At 69.7% G+C, this 19,396-nt stretch carries 15 protein-coding genes; 10 read left to right on the top strand and 5 right to left on the bottom strand.

The window, feature by feature from the left end:
* Position 1: 1 nt before the first annotated feature.
* Together OV427_RS23510 and OV427_RS23505 are read right to left on the bottom strand one after the other, a co-directional pair.
* Positions 2-1,357 (bottom strand): sigma-54-dependent transcriptional regulator, encoded by a 1,356-nt coding sequence (locus OV427_RS23510; RefSeq protein ID WP_267858393.1) that lies wholly within the window; start codon positions 1,355-1,357, stop codon positions 2-4.
* Complete coding sequence (locus OV427_RS23505; protein WP_267858392.1) at positions 1,354-2,835, bottom strand: sensor histidine kinase; 1,482 nt, start codon at positions 2,833-2,835, stop codon at positions 1,354-1,356. Before OV427_RS23505 ends, OV427_RS23510 begins: the two co-directional genes overlap by 4 nt.
* Positions 2,836-3,070: 235 nt before the next feature.
* Here OV427_RS23505 and OV427_RS23500 point away from each other — a divergent pair, with 235 nt between their 5' ends.
* The 7 genes from OV427_RS23500 (at position 3,071) to OV427_RS23470 (ending at position 10,020) form a co-directional block, all read left to right on the top strand.
* Complete coding sequence (locus OV427_RS23500; protein ID WP_267858391.1) at positions 3,071-4,288, top strand: ABC transporter permease; 1,218 nt, start codon at positions 3,071-3,073, stop codon at positions 4,286-4,288.
* A gap of 38 nt (positions 4,289-4,326) precedes the next feature.
* The gene (locus tag OV427_RS23495; protein ID WP_267858390.1) at positions 4,327-5,547 is read left to right on the top strand and encodes an ABC transporter permease; all 1,221 of its coding nucleotides are present in this window, start codon (positions 4,327-4,329) and stop codon (positions 5,545-5,547) included.
* Between the two features lie 30 nt (positions 5,548-5,577).
* Positions 5,578-6,303, top strand: a complete 726-nt coding sequence (locus tag OV427_RS23490) for an outer membrane lipoprotein-sorting protein (RefSeq protein WP_267858389.1) — start codon at positions 5,578-5,580, stop codon at positions 6,301-6,303.
* Positions 6,304-6,320: 17 nt separating this feature from the next.
* The gene (locus OV427_RS23485; RefSeq protein WP_267858388.1) at positions 6,321-7,793 is read left to right on the top strand and encodes a hypothetical protein; all 1,473 of its coding nucleotides are present in this window, start codon (positions 6,321-6,323) and stop codon (positions 7,791-7,793) included.
* Between the two features lie 18 nt (positions 7,794-7,811).
* Positions 7,812-8,531: an ABC transporter ATP-binding protein gene (locus tag OV427_RS23480; protein ID WP_267858387.1), complete on the top strand. Its 720-nt coding sequence runs from the start codon at positions 7,812-7,814 to the stop codon at positions 8,529-8,531.
* Between the two features lie 84 nt (positions 8,532-8,615).
* Positions 8,616-9,533, top strand: coding sequence for a hypothetical protein (locus OV427_RS23475; protein WP_267858386.1), 918 nt, complete (start codon positions 8,616-8,618; stop codon positions 9,531-9,533).
* 58 nt (positions 9,534-9,591) lie between these two features.
* Positions 9,592-10,020 carry a hypothetical protein gene (locus OV427_RS23470; protein WP_267858385.1) on the top strand — a complete coding sequence of 143 codons (429 nt, stop codon included), beginning with the start codon at positions 9,592-9,594 and terminating at the stop codon, positions 10,018-10,020.
* A gap of 51 nt (positions 10,021-10,071) precedes the next feature.
* Here OV427_RS23470 and OV427_RS23465 read toward each other — a convergent pair whose 3' ends face one another.
* From OV427_RS23465 to OV427_RS23455, 3 genes are all read right to left on the bottom strand, one after another.
* Positions 10,072-10,995, bottom strand: a complete 924-nt coding sequence (locus OV427_RS23465; protein ID WP_267858384.1) for a Xaa-Pro aminopeptidase — start codon at positions 10,993-10,995, stop codon at positions 10,072-10,074.
* Positions 10,996-11,139: 144 nt separating this feature from the next.
* Positions 11,140-11,913, bottom strand: coding sequence for a LytR/AlgR family response regulator transcription factor (locus tag OV427_RS23460; protein ID WP_267858383.1), 774 nt, complete (start codon positions 11,911-11,913; stop codon positions 11,140-11,142).
* On the bottom strand, positions 11,910-12,926 hold the full coding sequence (locus OV427_RS23455) for a sensor histidine kinase (protein ID WP_267858382.1): 1,017 nt from the start codon (positions 12,924-12,926) through the stop codon (positions 11,910-11,912). The genes OV427_RS23460 and OV427_RS23455 overlap by 4 nt, the downstream gene beginning before the upstream one ends.
* 171 nt (positions 12,927-13,097) lie before the next feature.
* Here OV427_RS23455 and OV427_RS23450 point away from each other — a divergent pair, with 171 nt between their 5' ends.
* From OV427_RS23450 to OV427_RS23440, 3 genes are all read left to right on the top strand, one after another.
* Entirely contained in the window at positions 13,098-15,893 is a 2,796-nt protein-coding gene (locus OV427_RS23450; RefSeq protein WP_267858381.1) for a YncE family protein, read from the top strand.
* A gap of 121 nt (positions 15,894-16,014) precedes the next feature.
* Positions 16,015-16,887: an alpha/beta hydrolase gene (locus OV427_RS23445; protein WP_267858380.1), complete on the top strand. Its 873-nt coding sequence runs from the start codon at positions 16,015-16,017 to the stop codon at positions 16,885-16,887.
* A 223-nt stretch (positions 16,888-17,110) separates the two neighbouring features.
* Positions 17,111-19,366: an FG-GAP repeat domain-containing protein gene (locus tag OV427_RS23440; RefSeq protein WP_267858379.1), complete on the top strand. Its 2,256-nt coding sequence runs from the start codon at positions 17,111-17,113 to the stop codon at positions 19,364-19,366.
* The last annotated feature ends 30 nt before the right edge of the window (positions 19,367-19,396 follow it).

Below are 19,396 nucleotides of genomic sequence, written 5' to 3'. Positions count from 1 at the left end.
CTCAATCGCCGTCCTCCTCGCCAGCGGCGAGCCCGTACTTGCGCAGCTTGTCGTGCAGCGTCGCGCGGCTGATGTCGAGCAGCCGCGCCGCCTCGCTCCGGTTGCCCTTCGCGCCTTCGAGCGCCGCCACGATGAGCCCCCGCTCGTAGGCACCCACGCGCTCCTTGAGCCCCGCCCGTACCGCCGGCTCCGCGCCGCCCGGTGTGCCGCCGGGCAAGAGCGACAGGTCGAGCGTGCCGTCCAGCGACAGGGCCACGGCGCTCTCCAGCGCATTCTCCAATTCGCGCACGTTGCCGGGCCACGGGTGGGCGGAGAGCCTCGCCAGCAGCTCCGGGGTGACGGCCACTGGCGCGGTGCCGAAGCGCTCGGCGAAGCGGCCCAGGAAGTGCCGCGCCAGCACGGGGATGTCCTCCGGCCGCTGCCTAAGCGGCGGGACTTGCAGGTGCACCACCTTGAGGCGGTAGTAGAGGTCCTCGCGGAACAGCCCCGCGGCCACCCGCTGCGCGAGGTCTCTGTGCGTCGCGGCGACGATGCGCACGTCGATGCGGTACGCCCGGTCCTCGCCCACGGGCCGGACTTCGCCCTCCTGGAGGACGCGCAGCAGCTTCGCCTGCGTGGCCGCGTCCAGCTCGCCAATCTCGTCCAGGAACAGCGTGCCGCCGTCCGCCTCGCGGAACAGGCCGTTGCGCGCGCGCACCGCGCCGGTGAAGGCGCCCCGGGTGTGGCCGAACAGCTCCGCCTCGGCCAGCTCCGGAGTGAGCGCCGCGCAGTTGAAGCGCACGAAGGGCTTCTCGGCGCGCGCCGAAGCCCGCACCAGGGCTTCGACCACGCGCTCCTTGCCGGTGCCGCTCTCTCCGGTGAGCAGCACCGTCACGTCGCGTGGGGCCACGCGCTGGATGAGCAGCGCGAGCCGCGACATCGCCTGCGAGGCGAACACCATCGACTTGAGCAGGTTGACTTCGCCCTGCAGCCGCTCGTTCTCCGCCTCCAGCCGGACCAGGCCCACCGCGCGGCGCACCACCGCCAGCACCTCGTCCACGACGAAGGGCTTGCGGAAGTAGTCCAGCGCACCGAGCTTCATCGCCTCCACCGCGTGCCGCTCCGAGCCGTGCGCAGTGACGAGGATGACCTTCGGCACCGGCACGAGCGAGCGCGACTGCCGCAGCAGCTCCAGCCCGTCCATGCGCGGCATGCGCAGGTCCGAGACGACGAGGTCCACCCCGCCGCGCTTCAGGCGCTCCAGGCCCGCCTCGCCGTCCGCGGCCTCCTCCACGTCCAGTCCCGCGTCCTCGAACATGCCGCGCAGCGTGTAGCGGACTCCATCGTCGTCATCGACCACCAGCACCCGCGCCGTCATGCCGCCTCCCCTTCCACCTTGGACGCGGGCCGCCGCACGGGGAGCGTCAGCGCCGCCACGCACCCGCCGCCCTCGCGGTCCTCCAGCGTCAGCTCCCCGCCGTGCTGCCGCACCAGCCCGCGCGCCAGCGCCAGGCCCAGGCCGGAGCCTCGCGCCTTGGTGGTGACACCCGGCTCGAAGAGGCGCTCACGCACCGACTCGGACAAGCCCGTCCCCCTATCCCTCACCTCCACCCGCGCCTCCCTTCCCCCGAGCAGCACCAGCTCCACGGTGGCCCCCGCGGGGCTCGCGTCGAGCGCGTTCTGCACGAGGTTGATGAGCACCTGCTTCACCTTGCGCGTATCACACCACGCGTAGACGGCCTGCTCGTCCACGACGGTCAGCGTCACCTCGTGCTCCCGGGCCAGCCCCTCGTGGAGCGCCACCACCGAGTCGCACAGGTGCCGCAGCGGCTGCTCCTCCTGGTGCAACGGAAGCAGCGGCCGGGAGAAGTTGAGGAAGCCCTCCAGGATTTCCTCCATCCGCCCCACCTCTCGCTGGAGCACCGCGAGCCGCTCGGCGGGCTTGCCCTCCAAATCCCTGCCAATCAGTGTCGCCAGCCCCTTCACGCTCGCCAGCGGGTTCTTCAACTCGTGCGCAATCTCCCCCGACAGCGCGGTGAGGGTGGCGGCGTGCTCGGTGTGGCTCTGCAGCGCCTCGTCGCGCGCATCCAGCGCCTTCTGCACCGCGCTCAGGAACACCACCTGGAAGCGATTGGCCCCGAAGACGCTCCACATCAAGAAGAGGGAGAACGCGCCGGCCTGCGCATACACGAGCGCCTTCGACTGGGGCACCAGCGCATCCCCGCCGAAGACCCCGGGGATGTAGCCCGGAACGAGGCCGTGGGTCGCCACCCAGGCAAGCCCCCAGACGAGCGCCAGCGCGCCCCAGACGAAGGGAGGCGTGGCCTGCTTCGGGATGATGCTGCCGATGAAGAGGCAGAAGACGATGAGCAGCGGCAGCGCCGGACTCAGGATGCCGCCCGTCGCGACGATGACTCCGAAGGAGAGGAGCAGGAACACGGCCAGCGCCCCATACGTGCGGCGCTGGGTGATGCCCGGGAACTGCATGGGCTGCCACTTCCTCCAGTAGTCACTCACCATGACATCCGGCCGCAGCACCCAGGGGTGCTGCTCGCGCAGGTGCTGGGCCACGCGCTCGGCCAGCATTCGCCGCCTCCGGTGGGGCGGCCACCCCATCACGAGCACCGTCATGGAGAAGCTGAAGAGCGCCAGCCCGAGTCCGCCAGCGATGCCTCCCAGGATGAGCTTGCGCCACAGCACCATGTCGCTGCGCACGACGAAGCCGAGCGCCACGAACAGCCCCAGGGCGAAGGCCAGGCGCGAAAGCCCCATCATCAGGAGCCCCCGCGGGGTGATGAGCTTCTCGATTTCGGGGGGCAGCGCCAGCTCGGTGTCGGATGTGGGGCTCGTGCTCAAGGCCATCCTCCGGGGACCCATGGTGCACGTCCCGGGCCTCACCCACCAGGGCCGCCCTTCCCGAGAGGAGAGGCCCTCGCTTCCCGGCCACCTGTCAGGAAATCCGGCACCCCTCCGCCGGCTCTCCTGACAGCTTCACGGGCCGTCCACGCTGCGTCTCCAGCGAGAGAGGCCCTGGCACGCGCCGTGCTCAAGGGCCGCTCCGCCGAATCGCCCAGCCGGAGCCGCCCCGCCCATGTGGACCCTCTTCACCGTCGCCTGCAGGAACGTCCTGCGCAACCGCCGCCGCACCGCGCTCACCCTCGCGGCCCTCGTGGTGGGCGTGGGCATCACCGTCATCGTCCACGGCTTCGTCAACGGGATGAAGCGCGGCATCGTGGTGCAGTTCGTCACCGCCGCCACGGGCGCCGTGCAGGTGCACCACGCGGGCTACGTGAAGAACGTCCTCTCCACGCCGCTCTCCCTCGACGTGCCCGCCGACGACGCCTTCCTCTCCCGCGTGAGTCACGTGGAGGGCGTCACGGCGGTGGCCCCGCGGCTCCAATTCTCCGGCACGATGAGCGTGGGCGACGAGAGCCTCTTCTTCACCGCGCTGGGACTGGACCCGGAGCGTGAGCAGGCGGTGTGCCCCCGGCGGGCGCTCACCCGGCTGCCCGGCTCCACCTTCAAGGAGGACGCGGACCTGCTGCTCGCCGAGTCGCTGTCCTCGGCCGTGGGCCTGCACCCGGGCACGGAGGCCGTGCTGCTCGCGGCGGACCGCGACGGCGCCCTCAACGCGGAGGCCGCGAAGATGAGCGGCACGCTGCTGGCGCTCGGCCCCGGCGAGGCGCGCTTCGGCCAGGTGTCGCTCGCGATGGCGCAGCGCCTGCTCCGCATGGAGGGCCGCGCCACGGAGCTGGCCGTGTCAGTGAAGGACCTCGACCGTGCCCCCGAGGTGGCCGGCCGCCTGCGCGCCGAGCTGGGCCCCGAATACGAAGTGCACACGTGGGACGAGGTGGCCCCGGTGGCGAAGGACGCCATGGCCCGCATGGGCACCCTGTCCTCCACCGTGACGACGGTGTTCCTGGTGCTGATGCTGCTGGGCGTGGCCAACACCTCGCTGATGACGGTGCTGGAGCGCACCCGCGAGATTGGCACCATGATGGCCGTGGGTGTGCGCCGCTCGTGGATTGCGGCCCTCTTCCTCGCCGAGGCGGCGGTGATGGGCCTCCTGGGGGGAGCCGGTGGCGCGCTCGTCGGCATGGCCGTCGTCGCGCACCTGGGGCGCAAGGGCATCTCCTTCGTCCCCATGGGGGCCAAGGGCGTCATCCCCATCGAGGTGCACCCCGCGATGCCGCCCGGGGAGCTGGCCCTGCTCGTCGCGGTGGCCGTCGTGGGCGCGGCCCTCTTCTCGCTCTACCCCGCCTGGCGCGCCAGCCGCCTGCGTCCCGTGCAGGCCCTCGCCGGCAACTGAAGGCCCTCTTCTTCCGCGCCCCACCGGAGCTCCAAGCCATGTCACCCCTGCTGACGCTCGCCGTTCGCAACCTCACCCGCAGCAAGGCCCGGAATGCCATCACCACCGGCGCCATCCTCTTCGGCGTCGCCGTGAGCCTGTTCCTCGGCGCCCGCATCAAGGGCATGCAGAACGCCGCCGTCGACGACGTCGTCGAGGCGCGCGTGGGTGCCATCCAGGTCCACCGCCGCGGCTACTTCGACCTGAAGGAGAACCAGCCGCTGAAGCTGGACCTGCCGCAGGATATAGCGCTTGAGGCGAAGCTGGCCTCCGTGCCCGGCGTACGAGCAGTCATGCCGCGCATCGCCTTCTCCGGGCAGGTGTCGAACGGCTCGCGCGCCACGCTCGTGGTCGGCCAGGGCGTGGACCCCGCGCGCGAGCTGGACGTGCTGCCCCTGGCCCACCGCGAGGTGCACGGCCGCCCCGTGAGCGCGGACGCGCCCCAGGGCGCGGTGATGGGCCAGGAGCTGGCCAGCGCGCTGGAGCTGAAGCCCGGAGCGACCCTGGTCCTCCAGGCCACCACGCAGAAGAACAAGGAGAACGCGCTCGACCTGGACCTCGTCGGCACCGTCATCAGCCTCAACCCGCAGGAGTCCAAGCGCACGCTGTCCCTGCCCCTCGCCGAAGCGCAGCGGCTGCTGCGCATGGACGGACGCGTCACCGAGTACGTGGTGGCGGTGAAGGACCGCGACGAGGTGGACGCGGTGGCGGCGAGGCTGCGAGAGGCGCTGGGGGACACGTACGAGGTGCACACCTGGGCGGACCTGCGCCCGGGCGTCGTGGACCGCATCCGCACCCAGCAGGTCATGCTCACCATCATCGTCGGGGTGTGCATTATCCTGGCTGTCTTCGGCGTGGCCAACGCCATGTGGATGAGCGTGAAGGAGCGCACCCGCGAGATTGGCACCATGCTGGCCGTGGGCATCCGCCGCTGGCAGGTGGGCGGGCTGTTCCTGCTGGAGGCCGCGCTCCAGGCGCTGCTGGGCGGAGTGCTCGGCGCCGGCCTCGTCTTCGCGCAGGTCGCCGTCTCCGCCGCGCAGGGCGGGTTCCAGATGGCCATGCCCGGCGGCACCGCTCCGTACACCATCATCCCCGCCCTCACGCCGCGGCTGCTGGCGGCGGTGCTGCTCACCTCCACGCTCGGCGCCGTCCTGGCCGCCGTGTTCCCCGCGCTGCGCGCCGCGCGCCTGCACCCCGTCGAGGCGCTGCGCTCGCTGTGAGCGCGGCCCTCCTTCGCCTGGAGACCTCCCATGAAGTCACTCGCACTCCTGCTGTGTCTGTCATTGCTCCCACTCTCCGCCTCCGCTTCCGCCGCGCCGCCGTCCGCGGAGGAGCTGCTCCGCCAGTACGACGCCGTCATGGGGCCCGCGAGCTTCGAGGCCATCATGGTGATGACGGCCCACCGCGAGGACGGCAGCACGCGGACGTACCGGATGAAGGTGATGAAGTCCGGCACGGACCGCTTCCGCGCCTGGTTCCAGGAGCCCGCCGCCTCGCGCGGGCAGGAAATCCTCCGCGTGGGGGACAACTCCTGGGTCTACATGCCCAACCTCAAGCGAGCGCTGCGCATCGCCAACCGTGACTCGTTCCAGGGCGGTGACTTCAACAACGCGGACGTGCTGCGCACCAACTACACGCGGGACTACGACGCGAAGCTGCTCGCCGGGGAGGAGCAGGCGTGGGTGCTGGAGCTGCACGCGAAGACGGAAGACGCCGCGTATGACCGCGTCAAGCTGTGGCTGGGCAAGGCGGACGGCCTCCCGCTGAAGGGCGAGTACTACACGGTGAGCGGCAAGCTGCTGCGCACCGCCGAGTTCACCGACGTGCGCGACTTCGGCGGGCTGCGCCGCCCGTCCCGCGTGCGCATGCGGAACATGATTGTCACCCAGCGCTTCAGCGAGCTGACCTTCGACCGCTTCGAGCTGCGCGACGCGCTGCCGACCGGGCGCTTCGTCCTCGACGACCTGGGCCGCTGAACACCCGAGTGCGCGCCATGATGCCCCTGCTCCCTTCGCTGCTCACCGCCGCCTTCCTCGCGCAGGCGCCTGTCGAGGACGCGCCCGTGGCCGAGTCGTCTCACTCGCTCGAGGTGACGACGACGGGCTACCTCGACAGCCGCTTCACCTACGCGCGCATCCTCTCCGAGCGCATGCTGCCCGGCGAGGGCCAGCCCGCGCTGACGAACCTCACCGAGGGCAACCTCCAGCTCAAGCTGCGCTTCACTCCCGAAGCCTTCCTGAACACGGACGTGTCCCTCTTCTGGCAGCGCGCCGGCCTCATCGAGGGCGTGGAGAGAGACCTGCCCGAGTACCGCCCCTCCATCGTGGTGAGCGAGCTGTATGGCGACTGGGCGCTGACGCCGCACCTGAGCCTCACCGTGGGCAAGAAGCGCGTGGTGTGGGGCGCGGGTCTGGCGCAGAACCCGACAGACTTCCTCAACCCGCCCAAGGACCCCACCGACCCGGCGTCCCAGCGGGCCGGCGCGTGGCTGGCGCGGGTGGAGATGCCCTTCGACCGCTTCACCTTCTCGCTCGTGGGCGCGGCCAGGGTGCTGCGGCAGTACGCGGGCCTGCCCACGGCGCTGCTCGTCTACCCGGACCAGCCCACGTCCGAGGCCCAGCAGGGCCTGGTGGCGGACGACCGCGACGACGAGGCGCACTACGCGGTGGCCGCGCGCGCCTATGCGCTGGTGGCGGACACGGACCTCAACCTCGTCTACGCCTTCACCCACCTCTACAACGACGCCTTCGCGCACAAGCACCGCCTCGGCGCTTCCGTCTCGCACGTCTTCGGCGGGCTGGAGGTCCACGGCGAGGCGCTGCTCCAGACGGGCTCCACGCGGCTGGAGTTGGAGCCCGCGTGTACCGGCAACGCGGACGCGCTGGCGGACTGCGTGGCGCGGAACGTGGCGCTGGCCTCGCGCCCGCGCCTGCATGACGGACGGCTGCGGCCGCAGGTGCTCCTGGGAGCGCGGTACCTCTTCGAGGACAGCGCGATGCTGTCAGCGGAGTACGCGTTCCATGCGGACGGGTTGGACTCAACGGGCTTCGCCCGCTACGTGGAGACGCTGGCTGCCGCGGGAGAGCTGGCACGGGCCAATCCGGCGCTGGCCGGGAGCATCGCGGGCGTGCTGGGCGGCGCGGGCGCGTCCTCGGACCCGGGGACGCCGCAGCGCTACAGCTTCGACCCGCTGCGCCGGCACTATCTCTTCGTCAGCTACAGCAAGCCGCAGATTCACGACGACTTCACGGCGGGCGCATCGCTGGTGCTGAGCCTGGGGGACTTCTCCGGGCAGCTCAGCCCGTCCCTGAGCTGGTCGGCCCGCGACTGGCTGACGCTCACTGCCGCCGCCTACATCCCACTGCCCGTGCTGAACGGCGTGGAGGTGGGCAGCAGGACCTACGGAGAGCTGGCGCTCTCCTCCACCGACTGGCGCGCGCTGATGAGCGCTCGCGCCTTCTTCTAACGAATCGAAAGGAACACCATGGCCATCGTCGAGATGCGGGACATCCACAAGAGCTACCAGTTGGGGAAGACCACCGTGGAGGCGCTCCGGGGCGTGGACCTGGACGTGGAGGAGGGCGAGTTCACCGTGGTGATGGGGCCGTCGGGCTCGGGCAAGACGACGCTGCTCAACATCATCGGCTGCCTGGACCGGGCCACGCACGGCTCCTACAAGCTGGAGGGACGCGAGATTGGCGACCGCGACTTCAACGAGCTCGCCGAGCTGCGCAACCGGAAGATTGGCTTCATCTTCCAGGCGTTCAACCTCATCCCCGTGCTGAACGTGCTGGAGAACATCGAGTTCCCCTGCCTCATCCGCGACGAGCCGCGCTCCACCCTGCGTGCCCGGGCCCTGAGCATCGCGAAGGACGTGGGGCTGTCCCACGTGCTGAAGCACCGCCCCGACGAGCTGTCCGGCGGCCAGCGGCAGCGCGTGGCCATTGCCCGCGCCCTGGTGACGCAGCCGCAAATCGTCCTCGCGGACGAGCCGACGGCGAACCTGGACTCCGTGACGAGCGAGCAGATTCTGGACCTGATGGAGGAGCTCAACCGCACGCACCACGTCACGTTCCTCTTCTCCACGCACGACCCGCGCGTCATGCGGCGGGCCCGGCGCGTGGTGCGGCTGGCGGATGGCTTCCGGATGGACGACGCCGTGGCACAGCCTCACACGCTGGAGCTGGCCGCCGCCGTGCGGTGAGGAGCCGCGCCCGGAGTCCGCGGGCCAGGCCGCTTGCCCGGCCAGGTCCGGCCCTCTACGGTGCTCCGACGGAGAGCGTGCAACTTGGATACGGAGCGCTTCAGGTTCATCGGCGGATGCGTGGTGGGTGCCGGGGACGGGCCGCTCCTCGTCGCGGCGGAGGACCTTCACCTGGCGGCCGCCGGCAAGCCCCAGAGCGTGTTCAGCCTGTACCTCGACGGGCAGTGGCACCCGCTCGAGACGAGGCTGGACTGGACGACCTTCAGCATGACGGCCGCGCGCACTCCGGGCGAGTCCACCTGGAGCGTCCTGGCGCTGGGCGAGGGCGGCCCGGTGTGCGAACTGCGCCCGTCGGCGGAAGGGTCGACGGCGTCGGTGTCGAGCATCCCCGGGCACATCGGGATGACCCACCTCGCCACCATCGACAACGTCATCTACGCGTGCGGCCTGGGCCGGGAAGTCCTGCGCCGGGAAGTGGATGGACGGTGGACCGACCTGAGCGCCCCCGCGCCGGGTGTCGATGACGGCGTCGTGCACTTCACCGGCCTCGCGGGCCGCTCAGCGAACGAAATCTACGCGGTGGGCTGGAAGGGCGAAATCTGGGTCCGCACCGGCGAGGGCTGGAGCCGTGAGGACTCGCCGACCCGGGCGCAGCTGGGCGCCGTCACCCTCACCGAGGAGGGGCTCGTCTACATCGTCGGCCAGGAGGGAACGCTGGTCCGGGGACGGAGGGGCCGGTGGGAGGCGCTCGACACGGGCCTGCACGAGGACCTCCGGGACGTGTGCGTGCACGCGGGTGAGGTCTTCGTCAGCACGGACTCCCGCGTGTTCAAGCTGACGGGCGAGGGCGTCCTCTCCGCCCTGGCGGATGACAGCGACGAGCAGGTGGAGGACACCTCCTGCCGCATGCTCCTCTCCGCCGCAAACCTGGGGCTGTGTTCCATCAAGAGCGGAGGTGTGTTCCTCTTGAAGGACGACGGCACCTGGGACCGCCTCGGCTGAAACGGGCGGGCGCGGTCTCCCTGCCGTCCGTGCCCGAAGTGCCTCAGGAGAACCCACCATGCTGAAGCTCGTGTCCCGTCAGGCGCTCCTCGTCGTGGTCAGTGCCTCGCTGTATGCGTGCGGCGCGCCGTCGCTGGAGGAAGGCACTGCTCCCGAGTACGGCAGCAGCGTGCAGTCGCTCACGTCCTCTCTGACGTTCACCCGCAACATCAGCACGGGCGACACCGTGTTCACGAACACCGTCAGCAGCGGCCCCGCGCCCTACACCTACTACTGGCAGACCACGGAGACGCAGTCCTGGAACGGCAATGTCTACGTGAGCGGCTGGTACCAGGGCAGCAGCCCCGAGCACTTCTACTGCCCGCGCGCCCCCGTCCGCGGCGAGGAGTACCTCTGGTCGCTCAAGGTGGAGGCCTACGCGGTGGATGCGAACGGCGTGGCCTCGCCCGTGGTGTACAAGACGCTTCCATGCAGCATCCCCTGGTAGTGAAGGAAGGCGCCCACGCCTTCGCATGCGTGGGCGCCCCGCCGTCACGGCTCAGCGGAAGAGGCAGTACGTGTCGAGGCGGTAGAAGTCGGACGGGACGAACGGATTCCACGTCTGCCGCACGAAGTAGAGCTGGCGCAAGTCCCGGCTCACCAGGGGGTGGAACTCGTCCTTCTCCGTGTTCACCGCCGGGCCCAGGTTGATGGCCTGCGACCACGTGCCGCCGCGGTTGTAGCTCACGTAGAGGTCACCCAACCCGTACCCATCCGGACGGTTGAGCGTGGCGAAGACCATCAGCCGCCCATCCGGAGACACCCACGGGTTGTACTCCCAGGTGTCCGGGCTGTTCACGCCAGGGCCCAGGTTCTCCGCCGGTGCGTAGCCCGTCCGCGTGCGCACCGAGCGGTAGATTTCGAAGTCCGAGTCGAACGTGCCGCTCGCGAAGTACAGCGTCCCGTCGTTCGTCACGCTCGCGTACAATTCCTGCCGCACGGAGTTGACGTTGGGCCCGAGGTGCTCGGCCGGCCCCCATCCGTTGCCGACACGGCGTACGACGTAGAGGTCGGTGTCGTCGCGCAGCACGCCATCCACCGGGCGGATGGACGAGAAGTAGAGCGACCGGCCATCCGGGGAGATGAACGGGTCCGAGTCCTGGTACGTGCCCGAGAACGGCGCCACCTCACCAGGAGTCCAGTGCCCATTCACCAGACGCGTCACGTAGAGGGTCTGGTACGGCGGCGCCTCGTGGTCGACGTGGTAGTACGCCGTCCGCCCGTCCGCGGAGATGGAGAGCCGGTACTCCGAGCGCTCCGGCAGGGAAATCTCTCCGGGCGCGAAGAGGCTGCCTCCCGGCTCGCAGGCCGCGGGCCCCAGCGGCTGGGTTGCTTCGCCCGTCTCCCACGCCTCATCCGGAACAATGGGCTCGGGGGGATTGCACGCCACGGTGGCCGACGACATGGCGAGGATGAGGGACATGGACCACTGCTTGAGCGACGGATGTATGCGAGGCCTCCTGGGTTGTCAGGAGACAGTCGCCCCGCGCCGCTCAGGGGTCGACGCGGATGTGACGAACGGTGGAGGTCCGGGGACGAACGGTGGAGCCGCGCCTGCGGCCCCGCCTCACGAGGGCAAATCAAGCGCCTGTTGCAGCCGCGCCCGGTAGCTCCGGCCGGTGGTCAGCTTCGTGCCGTCGCGCAGCAGCAGCACGTACTCCCCCGGTGGCAGCGGCTCCACCTCGTCGATGCGGTCCAGCCGCACGATGAGCGAGCGGTGGACCCGCATGAACTTCGCGGGGTCCAGCTTCTCCTCCAGCGCGCTCATCGTCTCCCGGGCCAGGTACGACTGCTTCCCCAGGTGCACGGAGACGTAGTTCCCCTCCGCCTCCAGGTAGTCGATGTCCTCGACGCGCAGGAAGCGCATGCGCCAACCCACCTTGGTGATGAGCCGCGTCGCATAGCGCTCTTGCGCCGGGGGCCGGGGAAGCGAGAGCGACTCGAGCCGCTCCAGCAGGTCCGTGGCCGGGGAACGCCGCCGCTCCCGCGCCCGGGCGAGGCTCATGCGGAAGCGCTCCTGGTCGAACGGCTTGAGCAGATAGTCGAGCGCGTTGGCCTCGAACGCCTGCACCGCGAAGTCGCGGTGGGCCGTGACGAAGACGACGGTGGGCAGCTTCTCGGGCGCCACCGCGCGGAGGACGCCGAAGCCGTCGGGCGCGGGCATCTGCACGTCCAGGAAGACCAGGTCCGGACGCGCCGTCTCGATGGATGCAATGGCCTCGCGGCCGTCCCGGCACTCTCCAATGACTTCCATGTCGGCCTCCTCGGACAGGAGGTCCTTGAGGCGCTCTCGGGCGAGCGGCTCGTCATCGACAATCAACACCCGGGTGCGCGGAGTCATGTGGACGGCACCGTGCGGAAGGGAATGGCAAGCATCACCGAGGCGCCCCCGCCAGCCGCGTCCCGCAGCTCCAGCCGGTGGTCCGTGCCGTAGAGCTGCTGCAGGCGCTCGCGGGTAATCCACAGCCCCTTTCCACTGCTCGCGTGCGCGGGAGCAGGAGCGGCGTTCAGGCCCACACCATCATCCCGCACCTCCAACAGGAGCGCGGGGCCCTCGCGGCGCGCGGCCACCGTCACCGTCCCCGGCGCGGAGCGCGGGGCGATGCCGTGCTGGATGGCGTTCTCCACGAGGGGCTGGAGGACGAGGTGGGGGACGTGCGCACCGAGCGTCTCCGGCGCGATGTCCTGCGTCACCGTCAGCCGGTCGGCGAAGCGCACCCCCTGGATGTCCAGGTAGAGCTGCAGGGTGCGCAGCTCGTCCTGGAGGGTGACCTCCTCCCGGGTGGCCGCATCGAGCGTTCCACGCAGCAGCGCGCTCAGCCGCGCAATCATCCGCTCACTGCCGCGCGGGTCGCGGTGCACCAGGGCGGAGATGGAATTGAGCGCGTTGAAGAGGAAGTGCGGATGGAGCTGAGCCTTCAGGACATGCAGCTGCGCGCGGGCGAGCTGGGTGTCCCGCAGCCGGACCTGGTCGGCGTAGTAGACGGCGTGCGCCACCCCGAGAATCGTGAGGTAGATGAACGGGTTGTAGAGCAGCGCGTGCGCGAGCACGTCGAGGAAGGCGGGAGGCTGGCTGTACCAGCCGACCCACGGCTCCGTCAGGAAGATGACCGTCGCGCGGAACAGCGACACCGCGAGCGCCCCGGCCACATGTAACGCGACGCGTGAAGTCAGATGCCGCCGCTCCAGCGGGAAGCGCAGCCCGAACCACAGGATGGCAATCGTAATGGGCGTCCACAGGACGTTGGAGCTTCCCCAGGTGAGCAGCGCGTGCTCCCAGGTGGCACCTCCCACATCGTGCGCTTCGCTCGCGGCCGCCAGACCCGAGAGGGCCCACCAGGCCAAGGAGGCCAACCACCACCGCCAGTTGATACTGCGTGTCATGTGCAAAGTGTATGCGGTATTGACGCTTCACTGTTGGCTATCGCCCATTTACAGCGACCGCCGCACGGGCGTTTGATTCCCCACAGCACCCTATCCTCGCGCCCATACACGAGTACGGGGGCCGACACCTCAGGGGGAATTATGCAATCCCGTTGCGTTAATCATTGTCGAGACGTCTGTAGTTCGGTTCTCGCAGGGCTGTTGCTTTCAGTGCTCGTGGTAGGAACCTCCGCGTCAGCGGCGCCGTTCGCCCTCTTCGAGAGCGGTCAGGTCCGGCCCCTCGCACTCTCTCCCAACGGGAAGCTGCTCTTCGCCGCCAACACGCCGGACAACCGCCTGGAAATCTTCCGGGTGGAGAACAGCGGCCTCGTCCACAAGGGCTCGGTGCCCGTGGGCCTGGAGCCCGTCGCCGTCGCGGCGCGGAGCAACGACGAGGTCTGGGTCGTCAATCACCTGTCCGACAGCGTCAGCGTCGTGCGCCTCGACGCGAATGGGAGCGACGGCACGGTGACGCGGACGCTGCTCGTGGGTGACGAGCCCCGCGACATCGTCTTCGCCGGCCCGGGCCGCAAGCGCGCCTTCATCACCGCCGCGCACCGGGGACAGAATGCCCCGTTCGACCCGAAGCTCACCACGCCGGGCATCGGCCGCGCGGACGTCTGGGTGTTCGACTCGGAGAACCTGGGCAGCACGCTGGGCGGCAACCCGCTCACCATCATCTCCCTCTTCAGTGACACACCCCGCGCGCTCGCGGTGACGCCGGATGGCTCGCGCGTCTACGCGGCGGCGTTCCACTCCGGCAACCGCACCACCGTGATCGCCGAGCGCATCATCCCCGACGGCGGCGAGGCCGCGGGCGGCGACCCTGGCCCCAACACCAACTTCCAGGGCGTGACCGCACCCGAGGTCGCCATGATTCTCAAGTACAACGGCCAGGACTGGCTGGACGTGGTGGGGCGCCCGTGGACGGACCAGGTGCGCTTCTCGCTGCCGGACAAGGACGTGTTCGCCATCTCCGCCACCGCCAACCCGCCCGTGCAGCTCCCGGGCTCCGCGGGCTTCTACTCCGGCGTGGGCACCGTCCTGTTCAACATGGCCGTCAACCCGGTGAGCGGGAAGGTCTACGTCAGCAACACCGAGGCGCGGAACGACTTGCGCTTCGAGGGCCCCGGCACCTTCGCCGGCACCAGCCTCCGCGGGCACCTGCACGAGAGCCGCATCACCGTGCTGGGCGCGGGCGGCGTCACGCCCCGGCACCTCAACAAGCACATCAACTACGGCGTCTGCTGCGCGCCCGCGCCCAACGCGGAGAGCGAGAAGAGCCTCGCGCAGCCGATGGGCATGGCGGTGACGTCCAACGGCGCCACGCTGTACGTCGCGGCGTTCGGCTCCTCCAAGCTGGGCGTGTACTCCACCGCCGCGCTGGAGTCGGACACCTTCGTGCCCAACACGGCCAACCAGATTCCGCTCACCGGCGGCGGCCCCACGGGCATGGTGCTGGACGAGGCGCGCGGGCGTCTCTACGTGCTGACGCGCTTCGACAACGCCATCTCCGTGGTCAACACCGCGACGAAGCAGGAGGTGGCCCACCTGCCCATGTTCAACCCGGAGCCGGCGAGCGTGGTGGAGGGCCGCCCGTTCCTCTACGACGCGCGGCGCAGCTCCAGCCACGGCGACTCGTCCTGCGGGAGCTGCCACATCTTCGGCGACTTCGACAGCCTGGCCTGGGATTTGGGCAACCCGGACGGCACCGTGAAGCTCAACCCGAGCCCCATCGTCCCGGTGCTGCCCGAGTTCGGTGATGACCCGACGCTGGGGCAGGACACGTCCTTCCACCCGCTGAAGGGCCCCATGGTGACGCAGAGCCTGCGCGGCATGGCCAACCACGGCCCCATGCACTGGCGTGGAGACCGGAACGGCGGCGACGCCGCGCCCAGCTCGCAGCCGGCCAGCGGCTCCTTCGACGAGGACGCGGCCTTCAAGCGGTTCAACCCGGCGTTCATGGACCTGCTCGGGCGCAGCTCGCAGCTCACCCCGCAGGAGATGCAGAAGTTCACCACCTTCATCCTCCAGGTGATGTACCCGCCCAACCCCATCCGCAAGCTGGACAACTCGCTGACGCCGGCGCAGCAGGCGGGCCGCGACTTCTTCGTCAACGTCACCACCGACTTCCAGGGGCCGTGCCAGTCCTGCCACACCGTGGACGTGACGGCCAACCCGGGCGAGGGCCCCTTCAAGGGCTTCTTCGGAGCGGACGGCCGCTCCGGCTTCGACGCCGGCAGGCAGTTCCCCAAGGTGCCGCACCTGCGCAACCAGTACCAGAAGATTGGCATGTTCGGCGTGGCGTTCACCTCGGGCAGCACGGTGCCGGGGGATGCCTTCCTCGGCGACCAGGTGCGCGGCTTCGGCTTCAACAGCGACGGCACCATTCCCACGCTGTTCCGCTTCGGGAGCGACTTCGACCTGGCCCTGACCAACCCCGTCGGCATTCCGCACACGCCGGAGGGCTTCACGGCGAAGAAGAACATGGAGCAGTACATGCTCGTCTTCGAGAGCAACCTGGCGCCCATCGTCGGGCAGCAGGTGACGCTCACCTCGGGCAACGTGTCCGTGACGAGCCCGCGCATCGACCTGATGCGGCAGCGCGCGGACGCCAGCGAGTGTGAGCTGGTGGCGAAGGGACGGGTCGCCGGGCAGGACATGGGCTTCCTCTATGTCGGGAGCGGGAAGTTCAAGGGCAACCGGCAGGCGTGGCCGCTCGTCTCCGACTCGGACCTGCGGCTGGGCGTCGTCCTGGGCAACGGGGCGCTGACGTATACCTGCGTGCCCCCGGGCTCGGGCGCGCGCATCGGTCTGGACCGGGACCTCGACGGGTCCCTGGACGGAGACGAGCAGGCCGCGGGCACCGACGCGGCGAACCCCCTCAGTCACCCCTGAGGTGGACGGGCCACGGCTCGCGTGCTTCACCCGGCCGTGGCGCTGCCGTGCAACGGAATCGGTAGCATCTTCCCGCCGGGCCCGGACTCTCCCGGGCCCGGCAATGACAAGGAGGGACCTCATGGCAGCGACCCGCCCCACCGTCGTCTTCGTCCACGGACTCTGGATGCATGCCGACAGCTGGAAGCCCTGGATGGAGCTGTTCCGTGCGGTCGGCTACGAGCCCCTGAACCCGGGGTGGCCCGGGGAGCCAGGTACCGCGGCCGAGGCACGCGCGCATCCCGAGCGGGTCGCCAACCGGGGCATCGCCGAGGTGACGGAGCACTACGCACAGGTCATCCGCTCGCTCGGCACGAAGCCGATTGTGATTGGCCACTCCTTCGGCGGCCTGATTGTCCAGAAGCTGCTCGGGATGGGGCTTGCCGCGGGGAGCGTGGCCATCGACCCGGCGCAGATGCGGGGCGTGCTCCCGCTGCCCCTCGTCCAGCTCCGCAACGCGCTGCCGGTGCTCGGCAACCCGCTCAACTACAAGCGCGCCGTGGCCCTGACACCCGACCAGTTCCACCGGGGCTTCGCGAGCACCGTCTCCCGGGAGGAGTCCGATGCGCTGCACGCGAAGCACATGATTCCGTCGCCCGCCCGCCCGCTGTTTGAGGCAGCGCTGGCCAACCTGAACCCCGGGACCGCGGCCCGGGTGGACGTCAACAACCCGAGCCGTGGCCCGCTGCTCATCATCGGCGGCGGGAGGGACGACACCGTCCCGGAGGTCATCAGCCGCGCGGCGCACAAGCTGTATCGCAATGCGCCCACCGTGAATGACTACAAGGTGTTCCCTGACAGGGGGCACTCGCTGGTCATCGACCACGGATGGAAGGAGGTCGCGGAGACGGCGCTCGAGTGGCTGTCCAACCACGGGCTGTCACCCTCGGCGATGGGGGATGCGGCGTTCATGGGGACGAAGCCGGCCCCCACGACGGAGCCCCGGGCGCATTAGCATGCAGTCAGCCATCACCCGATGGCCCATCTCGACTGGATGCAATGACGTGAAGAGAAACGACTCGAGGGTCATGGCCGGAGCCATGACCCTGCTCTGCCTTCTCCAGCCCGGCCTCTCCCTCGCGGAATCGCTCTGCTCCCAACCGGAGCCGCCTCCGACGTGTGACCTCCTTCCAGACCCGGAGCCCGGCACGACAGACCCGGCGCGAGGCCCACGCTGGATGCACGAGGGCAAGCCATTCTTTGTCATCGGCCTGTACGACTACCCCAAATACGCCAGTCCTGGCGCCCCCGAGAATCCCAATCAGGAGCGCTCGGACAAGGCCCTGGCGGAGTTCGCGTGGTCGGGCATCAACACCGTGAAGACAGACCTCCAGTCGCTCACGGGTTCGGACCTCGACCGCATGGGGCTCCACGGCGTGCACGCCCTCGCCGAGGCCTGGAACTGGAAGCTCACCGACGAGCCGGGCCACGAGCTGCACTGGGTGCGCGAAACGTCCCAGCATGTCGTGGGCAGCGCGCTGGACCTGAAGATTCAAGAGGTCAAGGGGAAGCAAGCCCTCCTCGCGTACGACACCCACGATGAGATGGGATGGAACAAGGAGGGGCCCGGGCAGATTGCGCGGTTGCCGGACGGCAGCATCGACTGGCCGAAGACGAATCGTCAGCGCGCGCGCGTCCCCAGCCTCGAGCAGGCGGTGAGCTTCCGCGCCTTCGTCAACTCGCGCGACCCGGCCCATCACGTCGTCGCCACGGAGGCCGCCGCCAGCGGTCCGACCGGCCGACCCGACTTCACCCGGGCGCGGTACCGCGCGTGGCAGGCCTCGGCGAATGCCTGGTCCCAGGACACCTACCCCCTCTACTTCGTCCGTGACGAGGATGACCTGACGCCGCCCTTTCCCACCGTGGACCTCAACGCCGTGGGCACCACCGTCGACGCCATGAAGTTCATCTACGACGACGATGACCAGGCGCCCCACACTCCCACGGGCCCCATCTTCATGGTGCTGCAGGGGCAGGGCTACAACGAGTGCTGCTACACATGGGGGGTGGGGTTCGACGACCGGCGCGGTCGCCGTCCGGAGTACGCGGAGCAGCGCTTCATGGCCTTCAGCTCCGTCATCCACGGGGCTCGCGGCGTCACCTGGTGGGGGACGGAGGACATCGAGCTGTCCTCGACGGCCTGGCATGACATCAAGCGGGTGGCCAGCCAGCTGCGCTACCTGGAGCCGGCGCTGAGCTCGACCGACCAGCAAGGCAACTTCACGCTGCCGTCCGGCCTCGAGGGCCTGCACCGGCGCGTCGGTCCGCGCAACTACTTCATCGTCGCCAACCGGACCGCGCAGCCCGTCTCCGGGCTCATCCATCCCAGCACCTGGCGCGCGTCCCTGGGCGTGCGCGTCCTGTTCGAGGGGCCGAGGACACTCGCCTATAGCTCCACGCAAGGCGGGTGGACGGATGCCTTCGCGCCCTGGGAGGTCCACGTCTACACGGACTCGCCGCTGTCCCATCAGAAGGACGACTTCGATGGTGACGGCATCTCGGACCCCTCCTGGTACTGGACCTCGCCCGCGCCGCCGGAGCCGGGCCTGTTCACGGTCCAGGCCAGCTCCATGCCGAGGCTGATGCGCTTTCCAGCGGGGGAGCTCGATGATGTCCCCCTGACGGGAGACTACGACGGTGACGGCTTCACCGACTTCGCGCTGCACAAGGCGCGCTCCAGCAGCATGAACTGGGGCGGCTGGTTCTCCGTCTGGTTGAGCAACCTCCAGGAATGGCGCTGGTTCACGCTCGGGCAGCCAGGAGACGTGCCGGTCGCCGCGGACTACGACGGTGACGGCACCACCGACTTCGCCGTCTACCACCGGTACACCAGCGCCGTGTACGACAGCCGCGTGGGAGGGCTCGTCTACGGAGAGTTCCAGTGGAAGTCGAGCCTCCACGGAGACCTGCGGACCTTCCCCGTGGGCGAGCCCGACGACAGTCCCGTGGTGGGGGACTTCGACGGGGACGGCAAGGACGACTTCGCGCTGTACAAGCGCCGCACGAGCTCCATCAACTGGGGCGGGTGGTTCACCGTCTGGCGCAGCGCGAGCCAGGCCTGGCAGTGGGTGACGATGGGACAGGAGGGGGACCTGCCTGTCATTGGCGACTACGACGGGGATGGCCTCAGCGACTTCGGTGTCTACACCCCGCGCTGGCCGGCGAATGACGGCGGTGGCTACTACACCCTCCGCCGCAGCTCGAATGGGACTTCGTACTCCGTCGCCATCGGCGAGCCCGACGACGTCCCCGTCACAGGTGACTATGACGGTGACGGACTCACGGATGTCGCCGTCTACAAGCGCCGGGCCAGCAACATGAACTGGGGTGGCTGGTACACCATCCGCTACTCCGCGTCTGGCGTTGAAGGCTGGCCTGACCGACCCGGCGTCCGGCCGGGGGAGCTGCCGGCCGGACACGCCTGGCAGCAGTAACCCGCGTCCACGTTCCACCCGGCCCGGCCT

It is taken from the genome of Pyxidicoccus sp. MSG2 (assembly GCF_026626705.1).
Taxonomy (GTDB): domain Bacteria; phylum Myxococcota; class Myxococcia; order Myxococcales; family Myxococcaceae; genus Myxococcus.
The sequence above is the reverse complement of the archived record's forward strand: the minus strand, read 5'-3'. Positions and strand labels throughout refer to the sequence as shown.